Below are 20,152 nucleotides of genomic sequence, written 5' to 3' on the forward strand. Positions count from 1 at the left end.
GCGATTGGCCCGGACGCGCTGGTTGGCTTATGCACCGAGCGCTCATTTGAAATGGTGATTGGGATCTGGGGTATTCTCAAGGCTGGCGGCGCGTATGTGCCACTGGACCCGGAACTGCCATCAGGTCGTCTGAACTACTTAGTTGAAGATGCCAGCGCCCAGGTGGTGTTGAGCACACAGGGGATCATTGAACAGGTATCGCTGGGCGATGCGGCGGTCATTGCACTGGACAGCTTCGACTTCGACGCCTATCCGGGCTCGAATATTGTGGTTAGCGACATTGGCCTGACGGCACAGCATCTGGCCTACACTATTTATACCTCGGGCTCGACGGGTCAACCCAAAGGCGTATTACTGGAACACCAGGCGCTGCATAACCGCATCGACTGGATGGATAACGAATACGGGTGTAAGCCGCAGGATAAAATCTTACAAAAAACGCCTTACAGCTTTGATGTGTCGGTATGGGAATTTGTCTGGCCCATGCTTAAAGGGGCCGAGCTGGTGATTGCCAAGCCGGGCGGACACAAAGACCCGGCTTATCTCAATGAGTTGATAGTCGCAACCGGTGTGACCAAACTGCACTTTGTGCCTTCTATGCTGGGCGTGATGCTGGAACATGGCGACCTGGCCACATGCAGTTCAATTGAGCAGGTATTCTGTAGTGGTGAAGCCCTGCAAATCAGTCATGTTGAGCAGTTTAAGGCACTGTTACCCAACGCTCAGCTGCATAATCTCTACGGTCCGACGGAAGCGGCCATCGACGTCAGTTACTGGGATTGCGCGATGCCCCATGGCAGCAGCATCCCCATTGGTAAACCTATCCAGAATATTCAGTTATACATACTGGACGATGCGCTTAACTTGTTGCCTCAGGGCGCCTGCGGTGAGTTGCACATTGGCGGCGAAGGTCTTGCGCGTGGCTATCACAATCGCCCCAAGTTGACGGCCGAGCGCTTTATCGACAACCCGTTTTATCCGCAAAGCCCCAGCAAACGCCTGTATAAAACCGGCGATCTGGTGCGTTTTCGTGAAGACGGCAACATCGAATACATAGGTCGTCTGGACCATCAGGTTAAGATCCGGGGTCAACGTATTGAGCTGGGTGAAATTGAATATCACATTGGCGAGCATCAACAGGTCGATTCTGCGCTGGTGATGGCACTGAGTGATGACAAAGGCAATCAGCGACTGGTGGCTTATGTTAAGCCCAGCAGCGAGTTGACGGATGAGACGCAACAGGCGCTGGTAGCCTCGGTGCAAAATCAGCTGAGCGAGTCGCTGGCCGATTATATGGTGCCATCGAATTTCGTGGTACTTAACGAATGGCCGCAAACGCCAAATGGTAAAATTGATCGTAAAGCACTGCCGGTACCGCAAAGTCTGGACTATGAAGTGGAGTATCTCGCCCCGGTTACCGAGCAGGAGCAGGCGCTGGCAGCGCTGTGTGCCGAGCTGTTAAATCTTGAACCTGGCGAAGTCAGCATGGCGGCCAACTTCTTCGAGCTGGGTGGCCATTCCCTGATGGTGATGGAGCTGGTCAGCCGATTGAAAAAGCAAGGCCTGAGCACCTCGGTACAGGCGTTGTTTAACGCCCGGGTGCTGGGTGAAATGGCCAAAACCATCACAGCCGCCACCCAGCAGATCGAGCCTGAGCTACCGCAAAATGGCATCCCGGCACACTGTGCGCGGCTCACCCCGGATATGGTGACGCTGGCCTCGGTGACTCAGAGCGAGCTTGATTCGTTAAGCGAGCGTGTTCCGGGTGGGGCGGCTAATATTGCGGACATTTATCCGCTGGCCCCTTTGCAGGAAAGCATATTCCTGGTCCACAGTGCGACGGAAAAATCCGACCCTTACGTCACCACCATCACGCTGGAATTTGACAGTGAAGCCCACATAGACAGTTTTGTTGCGCGCTTTAATCAGATCATTGCACGCTACGACGTGCTGCGCACGCAGGTTGCCTGGCGAGAGTGTCAAGCCCCTTTACAGGTGGTGCTGCGCCACTGTGAGCTGCTGCCAACCTGGCTGTCGTTTTCTGGCCAGACGGACGCCCGGGCAAAGCTCGATGCCTATGTTGCCGAGGGCATACATCGTATGGATCTGGAGTTGGCGCCGCTGGTTCAGCTGGAACTGGCCCATGATCCAAAAACGAATAAATACTGCGGGGTGCTCAAGGAGCATCATATCCTGCTCGACCATATCTCCGTTGAAATGATCATGGCTGAGCTGGCGATGGATGAGCAAGCCTTTTCACAGCTACCTGATGCCATACCTTACCGACAGTTTATTGCCCAGACGCTGCACAATGTGGCGCACCTGGATAGTCGCAAGTACTTTACCGAACAGCTGGGTGATATCGACACGCCGTGTCATCCGTTTGGGCTGGACAGCACCCAGGCCGACGAGCTGCACTGCAACGAGTTGCATGTTGAGCTGAGTCAGCAACAATCTTCGCAGATCCGCACCCAGATGCAGCAACGCGGTATAAGTCCGGCGGCATTTTTCCATCTGGCCTGGGCCATGGTGGTATCGGCCTGTAGTCAGAGCCGGGATGTGGTATTTGGTACTGTGTTGTCGGGCCGCATGAGTGGCCAGCAGGGCATAGAGCAGATGATGGGGATGATGATCAACACCCTGCCACTGCGTGTTAATTTGGCCGATGAAGCGGCGGATACTCTATTGCAGCAGGTCGACCAGGCCCTGCTCGGTTTGATGCCGTATGAACAGGCGTCGCTGACCGAAGCGCAGGCATGCAGTGGTGTTGGTACACAAGCGCCATTATTCAGCGCCATTTTCAATTATCGTCATTCCCGCCTGGCAGAAGCGCCAGCGCAGGGGGGCGCACAGGCCATCGCTGCTAAAGAGCGTACTAACTATCCGTTTAATTTATGTGTGGATGACTGGGGAAGGGATTTCTCGTTCAATCTGCAAGTTGACCGCTCAGTCGACATCAACGCAATAGGCGAGTATGTGACGTGCGCCATTGAACAGTTATTGCGTGCGTTGCATGACGAGTCTGACACTCCGGTGGCAAAACTCAGTGTGCTGAGCGAGGCGCAACAAGATGCGCTGCTGCGCGCGAATGTAGCACATGCCGTTGACACAGACACAACAAGCTGCATTCAGGCGCGATTTGAGCGTCAGGTGGCCAAATTTGGCGAGCGCACTGCACTGGTGTATCAGCAAGAGTCGCTGACTTATCGCCAACTGAACGCACGGGCCAATGCCCTTGCACACTATCTGGTTGACGTACACGATATCCGCCCGGATACGCTGGTAGGACTGTGCGTGGGTCGCGGGGTCAACATGATTGTGGGCATACTGGCTATTCTTAAAGCCGGTGGTGCGTATGTGCCGCTTGATCCAAACTATCCGCAGGAGCGTCTCGACTTTATCTGTCAGGACGCGGGTGTGGCGCTGGTGCTGAGCGAAGATCAGGTGGCTGATGCTTTGGCACTTCAGGACACGCCTATTATCGACCTGAATCAGCTGGCTTTGACGGAGTTCAGCACGGATAACGTGCAGCAGGCAGGGCTGACATCGGACAATCTGGCCTATGTGATTTACACCTCGGGCTCTACGGGTAAACCCAAAGGGGTGTTGCAAACGCACCGCAATGTGGGTCGCCTGTTTGATGTGACTCAGCCCGACTTTAACTTTAGTGAAAATGACAGTTGGTGTGTGTTCCACTCCTTCGCCTTCGATTTCAGTGTCTGGGAGATCTGGGGTGCTTTGCTGTTTGGTGGCAAGCTGCTGATGCCCAGTCTGGATGAAGTTAAAGACAGCCAGTTGTTTGTGGCTTTGTGTCAGCGCCATAAACTTACTATTCTCAACCAGACACCAAGCGCCTTTAAACAGCTGACCGACTATCTGGTGACGGCAGGGGAGGCGCTGCCCTCGTTGCGCAGTATCGTATTTGGTGGTGAAGGGCTTACACCAAGTCATGTCAGCCAGTGGTGGACGCACTTTGCACAGCAGCCAACTGAGCTCATTAACATGTATGGGATCACAGAAACCACAGTGCATGTGACCTATAAACGGTTAGAACCCAATGCGCCGATCAACATTGGCAGACCGCTGCGCGATCAGCACATTGTGTTGCTCGATGATGCATTGAAGCTGGTGCCTCATGGGTGTGCGGGTGAAATTTATGTCGGTGGTGCAGGTCTGGCCCTGGGCTATCTTAACCGCGAAGCACTCAGTGCCGAGCGATTTATTGACAATCCGTTCGACCAGGAACGCTATCCCTGGCTTGGGGAGCGTTTATATCGTGCGGGCGATTTGGCCCGTTATGACGAAAATGGCGAGCTACATTATCTGGGTCGTCAGGACGATCAGGTTAAAATTCGTGGTCACCGCATTGAGCTGGGCGAAGTGGAAAATCGCATTACTGAGCTGGCCATGGTTGACTCTGCTTTGGTGCAGGCTATGCCTCTGGCGGATGACACGTTGCAACTGGTTGCTTACGTGAAAAGTGCTGAAACCAACACCGATGAGCAATGGCTGAGTGAACTAAAAGCCGCGCTTGGTGAGCTGTTACCGGCTTACATGTTACCGGGCGCTATTGTTACTGTGACTCAGTGGCCACTGACAGCCAATGGGAAAGTCGACAGACGTGCGCTGCCAGCGCCCGATGCCGGACTGGGCGAGAAAATGTACGTTGCGCCGCGCAACGACAATGAATATACCCTGGTTGGGATCTGGGCTGATTTACTCAAGCTGGAGCCCGGTCAGATAAGCGTGGAGGCTAACTTTTTCGAACTGGGCGGACACTCACTGCTACTGATGAAACTGCTGGCTGGGATCCGAACTCAGCTGCAATGCGAGCTCAGTGTTAAGGATATTTTTGCCGCAACAACAATTGCACAGCAGGCCGAGCGTGTTGCACAGCAAACTGATGTTGTGGTGCAGCCACCAATCGTGGCGCAGCCGCGTGAAGACAATGCGCACCTGCCGCTGTCATTTGCCCAGCAACGCTTATGGTTTATCGACAAACTTAATGGCAGCAGTGCCGAGTACAACATGCCGGTGGCCTTTGATGTGGAAGGCACCTTAGACCTGGATGCGGCCCAGGCTGCGTTAAACAGCCTGGTTGCGCGTCACGAAGTCTTGCGCACGGTTTATCTGGAGCAGGATGCCGAGCCGGTTCAGCTGATCCGTAAAGAGGCGCAGCTGACGCTGACGTTGCACGACTTAAGCGAGCTGAGCGAACATGGCAAAACCATTCGTTTGAACCAGTTGCTGAGCGAAGATGCGCTGACGCCATTCAAGCTGGATAGCGACCTGATGCTGCGTGCTCAGTATATTCTGCTCAATTATGCCGAACAGGGCGAGGCCCAGCGCGGTGTGCTGGCGTTCAATATGCACCATATCGCCTCGGATGGCTGGTCGGTGGAGCTGATGTCCAATGAGTTTATGGCGCTCTATGAAGCGGCTGCTTCGGGCACTGTGGCTGCGTTGCCACCTTTGGCAATCCAGTATGCCGACTATGCACTCTGGCAGCGCGAGTGGCTAAACAATCAGCATGGTGGCGCCAAAGCACTGGAAACGCAGCTTAATTACTGGCGCGAAACCTTAAGCGATGCACCGGCTGTGCACGGCCTGCAACTGGATAAACCGCGCCCGGAAGAAAAAACATTCAGTGCCAAAGGCTTCACCAGCTTGTTACCGGGCACGCTGAGTCAGGGGCTGAAAGGCTTTGCGGAAGCGGCCCGAGTGACGCCATTTATGCTGGTACACAGCGCACTGGCTTATGTGCTGTCGCGCCACAGTAATCAGCAGGATATTGTGATTGGCACACCGGTGGCAAATCGCGCCCAGCCCGAAGTGGCTGGCCTTATCGGCTATTTTGCCAATACCCTGGTGCTGAGAGTCAGCACCCGCCATCATAATCTGGGCGATTACCTTGAGCATGTTAAAGAGGCGCACATTGGTGCTCAGTCGCATCAGGATGTGCCGTTTGAGCAGCTGGTCGATGCCCTGCAAATACCGCGCTCTACTGCCTATAGCCCGGTGTTCCAGGTTATGCTGACCACCAATTCGGAATTTGCCCTGGCAGACAAGCCCGAGCAGGGGCTGGCTGGGCTGGCGTTTACGCCAAGGTTGCCAGAGGCCTGTACCACCAAGTTTGATATTGAAATAAACATTGATCTGGACGATGCCGGGCTGACCGTTAACTGGTTGTACGACGCAGGCCTGTTTAATGAGCAGCATATTGCGGCGCTCGACCAACATTTGCAGGGGGTGCTCAGATATCTGGCACGCCTCACTCAGGCGCAGCTGGCCAATCCGCTCGATACCCTGCCACTGCTGTCGGAGCAGGAGCGTTATGAGCAGCTGCACAAATGGAATGATACCGCGCGCGATTACGCCCGCCAGAGGTGTGTTCATGAGCTGTTTGAGCAGCAAGTTGCCCGAGCACCTCAGGCGACGGCACTGCGCTTTGGTGCGCAGACCATGAGTTATGAAATGCTCAACAGCAAAGCTAATCAGCTGGCCCATTATCTGCGTAGCGAACACGGCGTAGGGCCAGATTCACTGGTTGGCTTGTGTATAGAGCGCTCGTTTGAAATGGTTATCGGGATCTGGGGCATTCTTAAAGCCGGTGGGGCTTATGTGCCGCTGGACCCTGAGCTGCCGAGCGCCAGACTGGCGTACATTGTTGAAGACGCCAATGCTGATGTGGTGCTCAGCACCCAAGAGGTTGCCGGGCGCGTTGCACTGGGCGAAGCCCGGGTTGTTGAGCTGGATAGCTTTGACTATAGCGCCCACAGCGATGCCAATATTGCACCGGGCGACATTGGCCTGAGCGCCCGCAATCTGGCTTATACCATTTACACCTCCGGCTCTACGGGTATGCCAAAAGGTGTGCTGCTTGAGCATCAGGCGTTGCACAACCGCATCGACTGGATGGATAAAGAGTACGGCTGTGGGCCGGGCGATAAGATATTGCAAAAAACGCCGTACAGCTTTGATGTGTCGGTGTGGGAGTTTGTCTGGCCTATGCTCAAAGGCGCTGAGTTGGTAATCGCTAGGCCGGGCGGTCATAAAGACCCGGATTACCTGAGTGACCTGATAGTCGAAACTGGCATTACTAAGCTGCATTTTGTGCCCTCTATGCTGGGCGTGATGCTGGAGCATGGTGACCTGAGCCGTTGTACCTCAATTAAACAAGTATTCTGTAGTGGTGAAGCATTGCAGATCAGCCATGTCGAGCAGTTCCGGGCCGTGTTGCCCGAGGCGCAGCTGCACAATCTATATGGCCCAACCGAGGCTGCCATCGACGTGAGTTACTGGGATTGTGCGCAGCCACATGGCAGCAGCGTGCCCATTGGTCAGCCAATCCAGAATATCCAGCTTTATGTACTGGATGACGCACTCAATCTGTTGCCACAGGGAGCCTGTGGTGAATTACACATCGGCGGAGAGGGTCTGGCGCGTGGCTATCACAATCGCGCAGAGCTCACAGAAGAGCGCTTTATTGCCAACCCATTTTATGACGACAGCCAGGCTGGCAGCAGTCAGCGCTTGTATAAAACCGGCGACCTGGTCCGCTATCGCAGCGATGGCGTCATTGAATACATGGGCCGTATTGATCATCAGGTGAAAATTCGCGGACTGCGCATCGAACTGGGCGAAATTGAGTATCACATCGGCGAGCATGATGAAGTGGATTCAGCACTGGTGATGGCGCTCGATGACCCCCAAGGTAATCAACATCTGGTCGCCTATGTGAAGCCGCATACACTGGGCGATGAAGCATCTCAACAGGTATTGATCGACTCCATCAAGTCGCAACTGGGTAAGTCACTGGTCGAATATATGATCCCAGCCAGTTTTTTATTGCTGGATGAATGGCCGCAAACTCCGAACGGCAAAATTGACCGCAAAGCCTTGCCTGCCCCGGAGCATGCCGGATTGGGCGGCGAGTATATTGCGCCACAAACCGATACTGAGCAGGCATTGGTGGCTATCTGGTCTCAGGTATTGGGCCTCGATGAAGGGCAAGTCAGTACCCAGGCAAGCTTCTTCTCCGTGGGCGGCCAGTCGCTGCTGGTGATCAAGTTGATGAAGGACATCGAAAGCCACTTTGACTGCACGCTTACCATCAAACAGTTATTTAAGTACACCTCGGTGGCTGAGCAAGCCGGGCAGATTGACGAACTGCTGGCCGCGAAAGCACTAAAAGCTAAGTTAGAACAATCAGATAATGTAGAAAGGATTGTGTTTTAATGAAACCGCAACAGTTAGTTAGTCTGCTTCAGGACAAGTTGATTTTGGTGAGTGTCTCTGACGGGTCGCTCGTAGTCGAAGCTGAAAAGGGCGCAGTCACCGCAGAGATAGCGCAGCTGATCAGAGAGAATAAAACACAATTGCTGGCTTATCTGAGTGACAGCGAAGCCCAGCCTAAGCGCGAGGCCGTTACGCCGCGCGATGAACAGTATCAGACCTTAGCGCCGCTGTCGTTTTCGCAGCGCCGCTTGTGGTTTATCGACCAGCTGCAACAGGGCTCGGCACAATATAATATGCCAGCCCTGATGACGGTCACAGGAACGCTTGATCTGGCGGTGGCCGAGCTTGCCTGTCAGGCCATTATCCATCGTCACGAAGTGCTGCGCACTGTGATTGTTGACGGTGAAAACGGGGCATTGCAGCACATTCGCGACGAGGTGCGCTTTGCCATTGCACAGACCGACTTGAGTGCACTGGAAGCAAGTGCTCGTTCGGCGCAGCTTGAAGCCCTGATTGACGAAGAGCTGAACACGCCATTCGATCTGACTCAGGATGTGATGATGCGCTCACGCTATATTCTGCTGGCAAACCCTGGTACTGAGCAGCAACAAGGGGTGTTGCTGTTCAACATGCACCATATTGCCTCCGATGGCTGGTCGATTGAATTACTCAGCCAGGAGTTTCTGACTTTATATCGCGCGTTTGCACAAGGAGCGGAGAACCCCTTGCCAGAGCTGGCCATTCAGTACGCCGATTATGCGCTGTGGCAGCAAACCTGGTTGCAGGAAAACGTACTGGAATCACAGTTAGCATACTGGCAGGAAACCTTAGCCGATGCGCCCTCGGTCCACAGTCTGCCGCTGAAACAACCGCGCCCGGAAGAAAAACAACACGCTGCCGGGTGCCAGAGTTTTAGCCTAAACAGTGCGCTGAGCCAACAGCTCACGGTAGTGGCAAAGCGCAATGACATGTCGCCCTTTATGCTGGTCCATAGTGCACTGAGCTGGGTGCTGGCACAACACAGTAATCAGCAGGATATTCTGATCGGCACACCGGTTGCCAACCGTTTGCAAAGTGAACTGGAGCCGCTGATCGGCTTTTTCGTTAATAACCTGGTGCTCAGAACTCAGACCAGGCACGCTACGCTGGGCGACTATTTTGCTCATGTACGCGATGTACATCACAATGCGCAGGCCAATCAGGATGTGCCGTTTGAGCAACTGGTGGAGCGTTTGAATGTCGAGCGCAGCCTGTCGCACGATCCGCTGTTTCAGATCATGTTGTCGATGGACAGCGAGTTTGGTGTCAGCGATCAGGCCAATGCTGGACTGGACGGACTGCGCTTTGCGCAATATGAGCGCGAGATAGTGTCGCTGAAGTACGACATAGATATCGACATTACCCCACAGGATGAGGGCTACACACTGCGCTGGACCTACGATCTGGCGCTGTTTGATGCCGATTATATAGAAACCCTGAATCGTCACCTAATTCGCGCACTGCAACTGTTCAGTGACAGTGCTGCCAGCACTGTACTTGCTCAGTTGACACTGATGGAAGAGCAGGAGCAACAGGCACATCTTGCACAGTTGTGTGGACCGAGCGTGCCCCTGCCGTCTACTCAGATACATCAGCTGATTGAAACACGCGCCGCACAAAGCCACGCGCGTATTGCCGTCAAGAGCAATGATGGCACACTGACTTATCAGCAGTTGAACGAACGCGCCAACCAGCTGGCCCATTATTTACGGGCCGAGCATCAGGTGGGCCCGAATACCCTGGTTGGCCTGTGTGTGGGCCGCTCGCTGGAAATGATGGTGGCGGTGCTGGCTACCCTCAAAGCCGGTGGCGCTTATGTGCCGCTGGACCCGGATTACCCGCAGGAGCGTCTGGCGTATATGGTCGAAGACACCGGCCTGTCTGTGGTGCTGACCCAGCAAAAAGTCGCCGGGATCCTGAACGACTTTAACGTCACTGCTGTGCAGCTGGATGATGCCAGCCAGTTTGCAAGCTACCCAATCAGTAACCCGGATGTGGTTTTGAGCCCCGAGAACCTGGCCTATGTGATGTACACCTCGGGCTCAACCGGTAATCCCAAGGGCGTAATGATTAGCCATCATAACCTGATCAACTTTGCCGCCAACTGCGAGCAGCGCTACGAAATCACCGAAGCGGACAACGTGTTGCAGTTCTCTACCATGAACTTCGATATTTTTGTCGAAGAGTGGCTGGCAACGCTGACTCAGGGCGCCACTTTGGTGCTGCGCGATGAAGACGTGTCGCTGAGCCGCGAGGCCTTTATCGCCTTCTGCGACAGCCATGCCATCAGTGTGGCCAGCTTACCCACGGCGTTCTGGCATATGCTGGCGTTGAGCGAAGCAGAGCTTGAAGCCCTGGCGCTGCGACTGGTGATTGTCGGCGGTGAAGCACTGGATAAACAATCGGTGGCCACGCTTAAACCGGGTTTTGTATTGCTTAATACTTATGGTCCGACTGAGACCACAGTCACGGCATCCGGCTATGCCATCAGCGGCGGGTACGATGCGCCCCGTGCGGTGCCCATTGGCCGCGCCAACGTCAATACTGCCACTCTGGTGCTCAGCGAGCAGCTGACGTTATGCCCGCCGGGTGTGGTCGGGGAGCTGTATGTCAGTGGTCAGTGTCTGGCCAGAGGGTATCTGCATCAAAGCGAACTCACCGCCGAGCGTTTTATTGGTAATCCATACTTCGACCCGGCTAATCCAGCGCTGAGTGCCCGTTTATACAAAACCGGCGACCTGGTGCGCATGGGCGAAGATGGCGAAATTGAGTTTGTCGGGCGCAGTGACGATCAGGTCAAGATCCGTGGCTTCCGGGTCGAACTGGGTGAGATAGAAGCCCAGGTGATGAGCCATGAGCAGGTGGAGTCGGCAGTGGTCCTGGCCGAGGCTGGTACTCTTGATGGTACGAACAGAGGCGGCAAGGTACTGCGTGCTTTCATTCAAAGTGCGCAAGACAGCAGCTTAATTGACGCACTGCAACAGCATTTGAGCGGCAACCTGCCGGATTATATGGTGCCCTCGGCTTACAACTTTGTGGCGCAGTGGCCGCTGACTGCCAATGGCAAGCTGGACAAGCGTGCATTGCTGGCCCTGCCGGCTAAAACGGTGGAGCAGCCTTATCAGGCACCGCACACCGACGCCGAGAAAATGGTGGTCGAGATCGTCGCCTCCTTGTTGTCGCTTGACGTCGATAAGGTGGGTGTCCACGCTAATTTCTTTGCGCTGGGCGGCCACTCATTGCTGATCATGCAGCTGGTCAGTCAGCTGCGGGCACGTCAGTATCAGGCTGATGTGCAGGCCCTGTTCAGGGCACACACGCTACAGGACATGGCACGCCAGGTTCGGGCACTTGGGAATGAGGAATCAAGTTGTGTGCCCGCCAATTTAATTCCGGCGGACTGCAGCAAAATCACCCCGGAGATGGTTACGCTCACTGAGCTGGATGAACAACAGCTTGCTGATATTGCGGCAACCGTCCCCGGTGGCATGGCCAATATTCAGGACATCTACCCGCTGGCACCTTTGCAGGAAGGCGTGCTGTTTGTGCACACCATGAGCGAAGGGCAGGACCCGTATGTCACCAGCACCACCTTTGAGTTCGACAGTCGCGAGTCGCTTGAGCGCTTTAAATGGGCACTGAATACGCTGATTGCCCGCCACGATGTACTGCGCACCGCCATCCTGTGGCGCAACCGCACTACCGCGCTTCAGGTGGTACAACGTCAGGTCGACCTGCCCGTGACTGAGCTGGACTTTAGCGAGGCTGAAGATGTCTGGGCCGCGTTTAGTAAGCATGTGGCTGAGCAGCCGCTGTGGATTGAACTGGAAAACGCGCCACTGTTGCAACTGAGCGTGTGTGAAGACGCCGCGCAGGGCAAGCATTATGCGCTGTTGTGTGAACATCATTTGATCTCAGATCACGTCTCGCTGGAGATTCTGGTCCATGAACTAACGGCGCTGCTGCAGGGCAATCAAGCCAGCCTGGGTGAGCCTGTGCCATACCGGGAGTTTGTCGGCCGAACCCTGGCACGCACCGCGAGTCTGGATACCGAAACCTTCTTCACTCAGATGCTGGGGGACGTTAGCGAACCCACCCTACCTTATGGGCTGACCGATGTACTGAATGACGGCTCGGGCATTGAAACCGTGCATGTTACGCTGGATGACGCACAGGCGCAGCGCATTCGCCGCCTGACCCGCCAGTACCACAGCAGCCCGGCGGCGCTGTTCCACCTGGTGTGGGCCAAAGTATTGGGCGTGTGTAGCGGTCAGTCCGAGGTGGTGTTTGGTACTGTGTTATCGGGCCGCATGAGCGACGATGGCCTGAGCAGCCAGCTGATGGGGATGATGATCAACACCCTGCCGCTGCGGGTGTCGCTGAGCGAGCAGGATGCGATGCGCCTGCTGGCGCAAATTAATGACGACCTGCGTGCACTGATGCCGTACGAGCAGGTGTCACTGGCTGAGGCACAGCGCTGTAGCGGCGTAAGCGGCCAGCTGCCCCTGTTCAGCGCGATGCTGAACTACCGTCACTCGGCGGTGGAAGAATCGCAGCTGGAGCAGGGTGCCGGATTTAGAGTTATCAGCAGTGAAGAGCGCACCAACTATCCGTTTAACCTCTCGGTAGATGACTTCGGCGATGGCTTTGGCTTTGAGCTTCAGGTAGACAAACGTGCTCCGGCGGCGCGCATTGCACAGTACCTGCAAGTGACCCTGAATCAGGTGCTGGATTTACTGGACAGCCAGAGCTATACAGCGGTGCAGGGCTTGTGTGTGCTTGACGAGGCGGAGCGCCAGCAACAGCTGCACAGCTGGAACGACACGGCGCTGGATTACCCCCGCGAGCTGTGTATTCACGAGTTGTTTGAGCAGCAGGCTGCGGCCACACCGGAGCAGATTGCGCTGCGCTTTGGTGAGCAGACCCTGAGCTATGGCGAGCTGAACGCCAGAGCTAACCAGCTAGCCCATTATCTGCGGGCAGAGCATAACATCGGACCGGATGCGTTAGTGGGTTTGTGTGTTGAGCGCTCGCTGGAGATGGTGATCGGGATTTGGGGTATTCTCAAAGCCGGTGGAGCTTATGTACCACTGGACCCTGAGCTGCCACCGGCACGCCTGAGCTATCTGGTTGAAGATGCCAATGCGGCTGTGGTACTCAGCACAGCAGAGGTTGCCGGGCGAGTGAGCCTTGGCAAAGCAAGCGTCACGCGACTGGATGAGTTTGATTTTAGCGCTTATCCGCATACCAATATTGCAGTGAGTGATATTGGCCTGAGTGCTCGCAATCTTGCCTATACCATTTACACGTCAGGTTCCACCGGGCTGCCAAAAGGCGTACTGGTTGAACATCAGGCGCTGCATAATCGCATCGACTGGATGGATAATGAATACGGCTGTGGCCCGGACGACAGAATTTTGCAAAAGACCCCGTACAGTTTCGATGTTTCCGTATGGGAATTTGTCTGGCCTATGCTCAAAGGGGCGGAGCTGGTGATTGCTAAACCGGGTGGTCACAAAGAGCCGGAATACCTCAGCGAGCTGATTGTCGCAGCGGGGATCACCAAGTTGCACTTTGTCCCCTCTATGCTGGGGGTAATGCTGGAGCACGGCAACCTTGAGCGCTGCACCTCCATCAATCAGGTATTCTGTAGTGGTGAAGCGCTGCAAATAAGCCATGTTGAACAGTTCAGGGCTTGTTTGCCATCCGCACAACTGCACAACTTATACGGTCCGACCGAAGCGGCCATTGATGTCAGCTACTGGGATTGCAGCCAGCCATACGGCAGCAGCGTGCCCATTGGTAAACCCATTCAGAATATCCAGCTGGTGATTTTGGACGAATCACTGAACCTATTGCCGCAAGGTGCTTGCGGTGAATTGCATATTGGTGGTGAAGGTCTGGCGCGCGGCTATCACAACCGCCCTGAGCTGACGGCCGAGCGGTTTATTGATAATCCGTTTGCGGATACATTGCCAAGCGCACAGCTTTATAAAACCGGCGATCTGGTGCGTTTTCGTGATGACGGCAGCATAGAATATATGGGCCGGATGGACCATCAGGTGAAAATTCGCGGCCTGCGCATCGAGCTGGGCGAAATCGAATACCACATTGGTGAGCATCATGAAGTTGATTCGGCCCTGGTGATGGCGCTCTCAGATACGCAAGGCAACCAGCGTCTGGTGGCCTACGTTAAACCGCTCACCGAACAGCCGGATCAAACATTGATTGAGTCGATTGTCACTGTGCTCAGCAAGTCACTGGCACAGTACATGATCCCGGCCAGCTTTGTACTGATTGACGAATGGCCACAAACGCCTAACGGTAAAATTGACCGCAAGGCGCTGCCCGCGCCTGAGCAAGCTGATTTAAGCGGCGATTATGTGCCACCACAGAGCGACACAGAGCGCACATTGGCGGCAATCTGGGCCGATGTCCTTAACCTGCCCGTTGAGCAAATAAGCCGCGATGCCAACTTCTTTGCGCTGGGCGGCCATTCTTTATTGGTCATGCAGCTGCTGTCACGGGTTAAACAGCTGGGCTATCAGTGTCAGGCGCAAGCCTTGTTTAAGGCGGGCAGTTTGAGTGCGATGGCCGCGCATCTGGATGCACAACCCCAGGTTGATTTTGCGTTCAGCGTGCCGCCAAACCGCATTCCCGAACAGGCCAGCACTATCACACCTGAGATGTTGCCGCTGATTGAGCTGGCTCAGGACGAGATCGATGCCATGCTTGCAAAGGTGCCCGGTGGTGCGGCGAACGTGCAGGATATGTATCCGCTGGCGCCGCTTCAGGAAGGGGTGTTGTTTGTGCACACCCTGAACCAGTTGCACGACCCCTATGTCAGCACCATGGCATTTGAGCTTGCAGATAGCGCCCAACTGGCACAGCTCATCGATGAGCTGAACTTTGTGATTAAGCGCCATGATGTGCTGCGCACCGCGATTTTTTGGCGCGGCCGTGCACAGGCGGTACAGGTAGTACTGCGTGAGGTGCAGCTGCTGGTGTCAGAGTTGCCATTCGAACACGCACAGATAAAAGCCCAGTTTGAAGACTATGTGGCCAACGCCGCCCACGGCTTTGAGCTGGAGTCAGCACCGCTTATTCAGCTGATGGTGTCACCGCAGGATGAGCAGGGCAAAGTCTATGCATTACTTAAATTCCACCATTTGATCACCGACCATGTTTCTCTGGAAATTTTGCTCTCTGAGCTGAGCGCACCGAATAAAGCCGAGTTGCCTGCGCCACTGCCTTATCGTGACTTTATTGCCCGCTCAATGGCGCAAAGCGCTGAGCTGGACACAGCGGCGTTTTTCACCGAGCAGCTTGGCGACATTGATACGCCCACGCTGCCATTTGGTTTGTCTCAGGTAACCGGCGATGGTAATGCTGTGGCGGAATACAGTACCGAGCTGGGCATGGAGCTGTCACAGCAGATCCGCGCGCTTACCAGACGTTTACAATGCAGCCCGGCGGCGCTGTTCCATCTGGCCTGGGCACAGGTGTTAAGCGCTTGCACCGGCCGCGATGAGGTGGTCTTTGGTACTGTGATGTCGGGGCGGATGAATGCAATGCCTGGCATAGAGCGCATGATGGGAATGCTGATCAATACCTTGCCGCTGCGCGTTTCGCTGGGACAGCAAAGTGCTGAGGTTGCGCTGGGCGAGGTCAACGCGGCACTGCAAGCGTTGCTGCCTTACGAGCAGGTGTCGCTGGCCGAAGCGCAAAGCCACAGCGGCCTGAGCGGCAACACGCCTTTGTTCAGCGCCATTCTCAACTATCGCCATACCGCACACGATGCAAGCGCCGAGGCCGGTGGTGAAGGCACTGCCAGGCTGTTGAGTACCCGTGAACGGACTAATTATCCGTTTGATCTGTCGGTCAATGACCTGGGTGAGCAAGCCAGCTTTACACTGGATTTTCAGATTGAACAAAGCGTGGAGGCAAGCCGCATTGCTGCTTTGATGGACACGGCGCTTAATGCGCTGGTTACGGCACTCAACACCAACAGCAGTCAGCCAGTGGCGACCCTGGCGGTGCTGCCAGCGGCTGAATTAGCGCTGCAAAACGCATGGCAAAGTGAGCAGGCCAGCTATCCGCGCTTGTCTTGTATTCATGAACTATTTGAGTCGCAGGCGGCGGTAACCCCTGAACAGATTGCGGTGCAACTTGATGCGCAGGCGCTCAGTTATGGCGAGCTGAACGCGCGTGCCAACCAGTTGGCGCGGTATCTGCGTGACGAGTATCAGGTTGGCACCGGCATCTTAGTGGGCTTGTGTATTGGCCGCTCACTGGATCTGCTGGTTGCGACTTTGGCTATTTTAAAAGCCGGTGGGGCGTATGTGCCGCTGGATCCGGCATACCCAGAGTCTCGTTTGGCATATATGATTGAAGACACCCAGCTGAGCGTGATCCTGACCGAGCAGGCGCAGCAGCAGGCACTGGCGTTTAGCTCCGTGGCTAAAGTAGTGTTGGATGGTAACAATGCCCCTTGGTCAACGCTCGACACCTTAGATTTACCCCGCCCTGCAGGGTTAACGGCTCAGTCGCTGGCCTACGTGATTTACACCTCGGGCTCGACCGGCACACCAAAAGGCGTAATGACACCACACCGGGCTGTGAATCGCTTGGTGTGCGAGCCCAACTTTATGACATTCAGCCGCGAGACAGTGTTTCTGCAAAGTGCCAATATTGCGTTCGATGCCGCCACGCTGGAGATCTGGGGACCACTGCTCAACGGCGGGCGCTGTGTGCTGTATCCCGAGGCTTATCTGTCGCTGGAAGGGATCAACACAGTGCTGAGTGCACAAGGGATCACCGCCATGTGGCTGACTTCCGGCCTGTTTAGCGAATGGAGCAAGCGCTGTGGCACATTAACCGGCGATGCACTGGCATTGCGAACCGTGCTGGCCGGAGGCGATGTGCTTAACCCTCAGGCCGTTAAAGCGGTGCAGACTGCGCTGCCTGAGGTGACTGTGGTCAATGGGTACGGTCCGACTGAAAATACCACCTTTACCGCCTGCTATCCGATACCGGCAGACAAGGACATCAGCGCCGGTGTGCCCATTGGTCGGGGTATTCGGGGCGATGAGATCCTGATCCTCAGTCCACAGGGACGACTGTTGCCAAGTGGTGTGGCGGGGGAGCTGTGCGTGGGCGGCGATGGCCTGGCGCTGGGGTACCTGAACCAGCCGCAGCTGAGTAATGAGCGTTTTATTGCCAATCCGTATGTTACTCAGTCGGGGCAGGCAACGCGGCTGTATCGAACCGGCGATCTGGTGCGCTTTGGCCCGGATGGCTTGTTAGAGTACATCGGGCGGATGGACGACCAAATCAAGATCCGGGGTTTTCGGGTCGAGCTGGGCGAGATTGAAACCGCACTCAACACGGATTCGCGGGTAGCGCAGTCGCTGGTTACGGTGGATAAAGCCCGTGGCCTGATTGTGGCCTACGTTGAGCCACAACCAGGGCTGCCTGAAAGCGAGTTGACAACGCAGTTAAGGGCCAACCTGGCTGCCAGTTTGCCTCCTTATATGGTGCCGTCGGCCTGGCTGCTGATCGACGCTTGGCCGCTCACTGCCAATGGCAAAATTGACAGAAAGGCATTACCCGAAGTGGAACTGACAGGTATGACAGAGGAATATGTCGCGCCGCAAACACCGCTTGAACAGCAACTGGTTGCTGTGGTTGCACGCCTGCTGGAGGTTGATCCCGACACCATCAGTATGTCGGCCAATTTCTTCGATTTGGGCGGGCATTCGTTGCTGATGATGCGACTGATAAGCGAAATTAAGGCACACTGGCAGATTGAGCCCAGTGTGGCCGAGGTCTTTGAGTGTCAGTATCTGGGCCAGGTGGCAGAGCTTATCCATAGCGAAATGGCTTTGCAGTCTGCCTTTGACGACAGTGACATTGATGAAGACGAAGAAGTGCTTGAGATTTGAGCCGATAAAAGCAACCCGATTGTAAACTCCCCCGGGTTGCTTTTAATTTTTACATTATTGTGAATTTTCTATGTTTTAAGCTGCGATTAACCTGCCAGCCCTATCCTGATACGGGTGTTTGTCCAATGCGCAATATCACCTTTTTGTCATATTTTTGCCTTATCTTTGGGGTGTGTTTTAATTTATGATTTTAAAGTGTTTTTTGGTTTTTTAAGGCGGCTGTGCAAACTGAATGACAGAGCTGTCATTCAGCTTACAAAATTAAACAATTGTGTACACTTGGCAACCTTGGCGAAGGTAATAAACATGTTAATATTTGCGCATGAAAAACAAGGGTAGACACACATAAACAACGCCGTCTGGTATTGCCTTAGGCTTGCGCCGGATGATGCATATAACTTGCTTCAGGCCCCACTGCGCCTGAGAGAATGACTTTTTATTGAATGGAATTACGGAGATGATTATGAAGAACGTCAACAAAGGATTAGGGCTTACAGTTTTGCTGGGTTTATCAGCGGCCCTGACTGGTTGCGGTGAAGGTAGCGACGAGCTGGACGAGCAGCTGAGTCATGATGCGAAACTGTCTTTTGTTAACTCGCTAGACTATATGGCCGATTTTCATGCCAAAAAACGCTCTATCAGTTCTGGTTACAGCGGTTTATTCGACAGCGATAACGTGGTGTCGGCAGATGTGCCTGCCAAGGAAGTTGGCAAGACCTACAGCTATAGCTACAAGGCTATCAATAATATGATCAACCTGGGCGTTAAAGACAGCAACAGCGGTGAAAAACAAGACCGCATGAACACCACACTCAAAGATGGCGCTAACCTGTGGGTAATTGCCTGGGAATCAAGCGGCGATCGTGCCTTGTCTGTGATAAGCAAAAAGCAGGAAAACAAGGCCGATGTCTTTAACGTACGCCTGTTTGCTAATGGCAGCTACGACGTTATGGTGGGCGGCGATAAAGTGACCACCACAGAAAAAGGCCAGGTTACGGGCTATTATGCGGTGAGCAGCTGTGCCGACGGGCTTAAAGTTGGCGGCAATGCCATTGACCTGTGTAACGGTGATTTTGGTAAATCTTACCTGCTTGTGGTTGATGCCAATGGTAAGCGCGTAATGGCCGCAGAGTAACAGCAAAAACGCGCGGTGAGCTAAGCCACCGCGCGTGTTAATCATTTTTATCTGGTTTAATTAAGCAAGTTTACCGTTTACTAGCCCCTGAGATGTCAGTATTTTTTGGTCAATACTAAATTTACCCGCACCGTGGGCCGCCAGCGCCAGGAAACCACCCGCCATCGCGACATTTTTGAAGAACATAATAAACTGCATCTGATCTGCCAGGTTGAAGTGGAACAGCAAGGCGCTAACCAGACTAAACCCAGCAAATGCAATCGCCGTCAGGCGTGTCAACAGGCCACCCAGGATCATCAGGCCACCGATCAGTTCAAACGCAATCACCAGTGGCAGCAGCTCTGCTGGCAAACCGCTTGACGCCATATACTGGGCGTTGCCCTCGAAGTATTGAATTTTGTTCATTGCAGCCAGAATAAAAATCGCTGACAGGCCAACGCGCGCCAGCAGCGCTGCAAGATGAGATAAAGAAGCGTTTTGGTCGAATAGTTGAATTAATTTAGTCATTACCGTTTCCTCAAGTTTGTAATATCAAAGCCAGGGCCTGCGGGAAACGCCCTTAGTTGTTTTCCCCTCAGCCGATATGAAACAGTATAAATTCGTTTTTAGATTTTAAAATTTCTAAAAATCGCGCCTTTTGTTCTATAAAAAAGAATTTATACCAATTTGCTTAATTAAGTGTGCTATTTTGAGGCGAGAAAATATGGTCGATAACAAGGCAAAAATTTTGCTATTTAGTTGTTCTAAATGAGAAATTTTTAACGCCGTTAGCGTCATATTTGCTCCGTCAAATTGA

At 54.3% G+C, this 20,152-nt stretch carries 4 protein-coding genes (1 of these 4 cut by a window edge); 3 read left to right on the forward strand and 1 reads right to left on the reverse strand.

The features are described from left to right. The 3 genes from C3B51_RS09145 to C3B51_RS09155 form a co-directional block, all read left to right on the forward strand. A protein-coding gene (locus C3B51_RS09145) for a non-ribosomal peptide synthetase (protein WP_130244845.1) crosses the window boundary here: on the forward strand, positions 1 to 8,238 show its 3' portion. 1,770 nt of this gene lie to the left of the window's left edge; the window shows 8,238 of its 10,008 coding nt (coding positions 1,771-10,008); its start codon lies off the left edge, out of view; its stop codon occupies positions 8,236 to 8,238. Beyond that, the gene (locus C3B51_RS09150; RefSeq protein WP_130244846.1) at positions 8,238 to 18,221 is read left to right on the forward strand and encodes a non-ribosomal peptide synthetase; all 9,984 of its coding nucleotides are present in this window, start codon (positions 8,238 to 8,240) and stop codon (positions 18,219 to 18,221) included. Before C3B51_RS09145 ends, C3B51_RS09150 begins: the two co-directional genes overlap by 1 nt. Before the next feature lie 463 nt (positions 18,222 to 18,684). Then, on the forward strand, positions 18,685 to 19,356 hold the full coding sequence (locus tag C3B51_RS09155) for a hypothetical protein (RefSeq protein WP_130244847.1): 672 nt from the start codon (positions 18,685 to 18,687) through the stop codon (positions 19,354 to 19,356). A gap of 60 nt (positions 19,357 to 19,416) precedes the next feature. Here the strand turns inward: C3B51_RS09155 and C3B51_RS09160 are convergent, their stop codons facing one another. Then, entirely contained in the window at positions 19,417 to 19,863 is a 447-nt protein-coding gene (locus C3B51_RS09160) for a DoxX family protein (protein ID WP_125717363.1), read from the reverse strand. Positions 19,864 to 20,152: the final 289 nt, after the last annotated feature.

This window comes from Pseudoalteromonas rubra (assembly GCF_004212645.1).
Taxonomy (GTDB): domain Bacteria; phylum Pseudomonadota; class Gammaproteobacteria; order Enterobacterales; family Alteromonadaceae; genus Pseudoalteromonas; species Pseudoalteromonas rubra_G.

What these genes read in the sequence shown, in the direction of transcription:
- C3B51_RS09150 (WP_130244846.1), top strand. Translation starts at nt 8,238, where the DNA reads ATGAAACCGCAACAGTTAGTTAGTCTGCTTCAGGACAAGTTGATTTTG.
- C3B51_RS09155 (WP_130244847.1), top strand. Translation starts at nt 18,685, where the DNA reads ATGAAGAACGTCAACAAAGGATTAGGGCTTACAGTTTTGCTGGGTTTA.
- C3B51_RS09160 (WP_125717363.1), bottom strand. Translation starts at nt 19,863, where the DNA reads ATGACTAAATTAATTCAACTATTCGACCAAAACGCTTCTTTATCTCAT.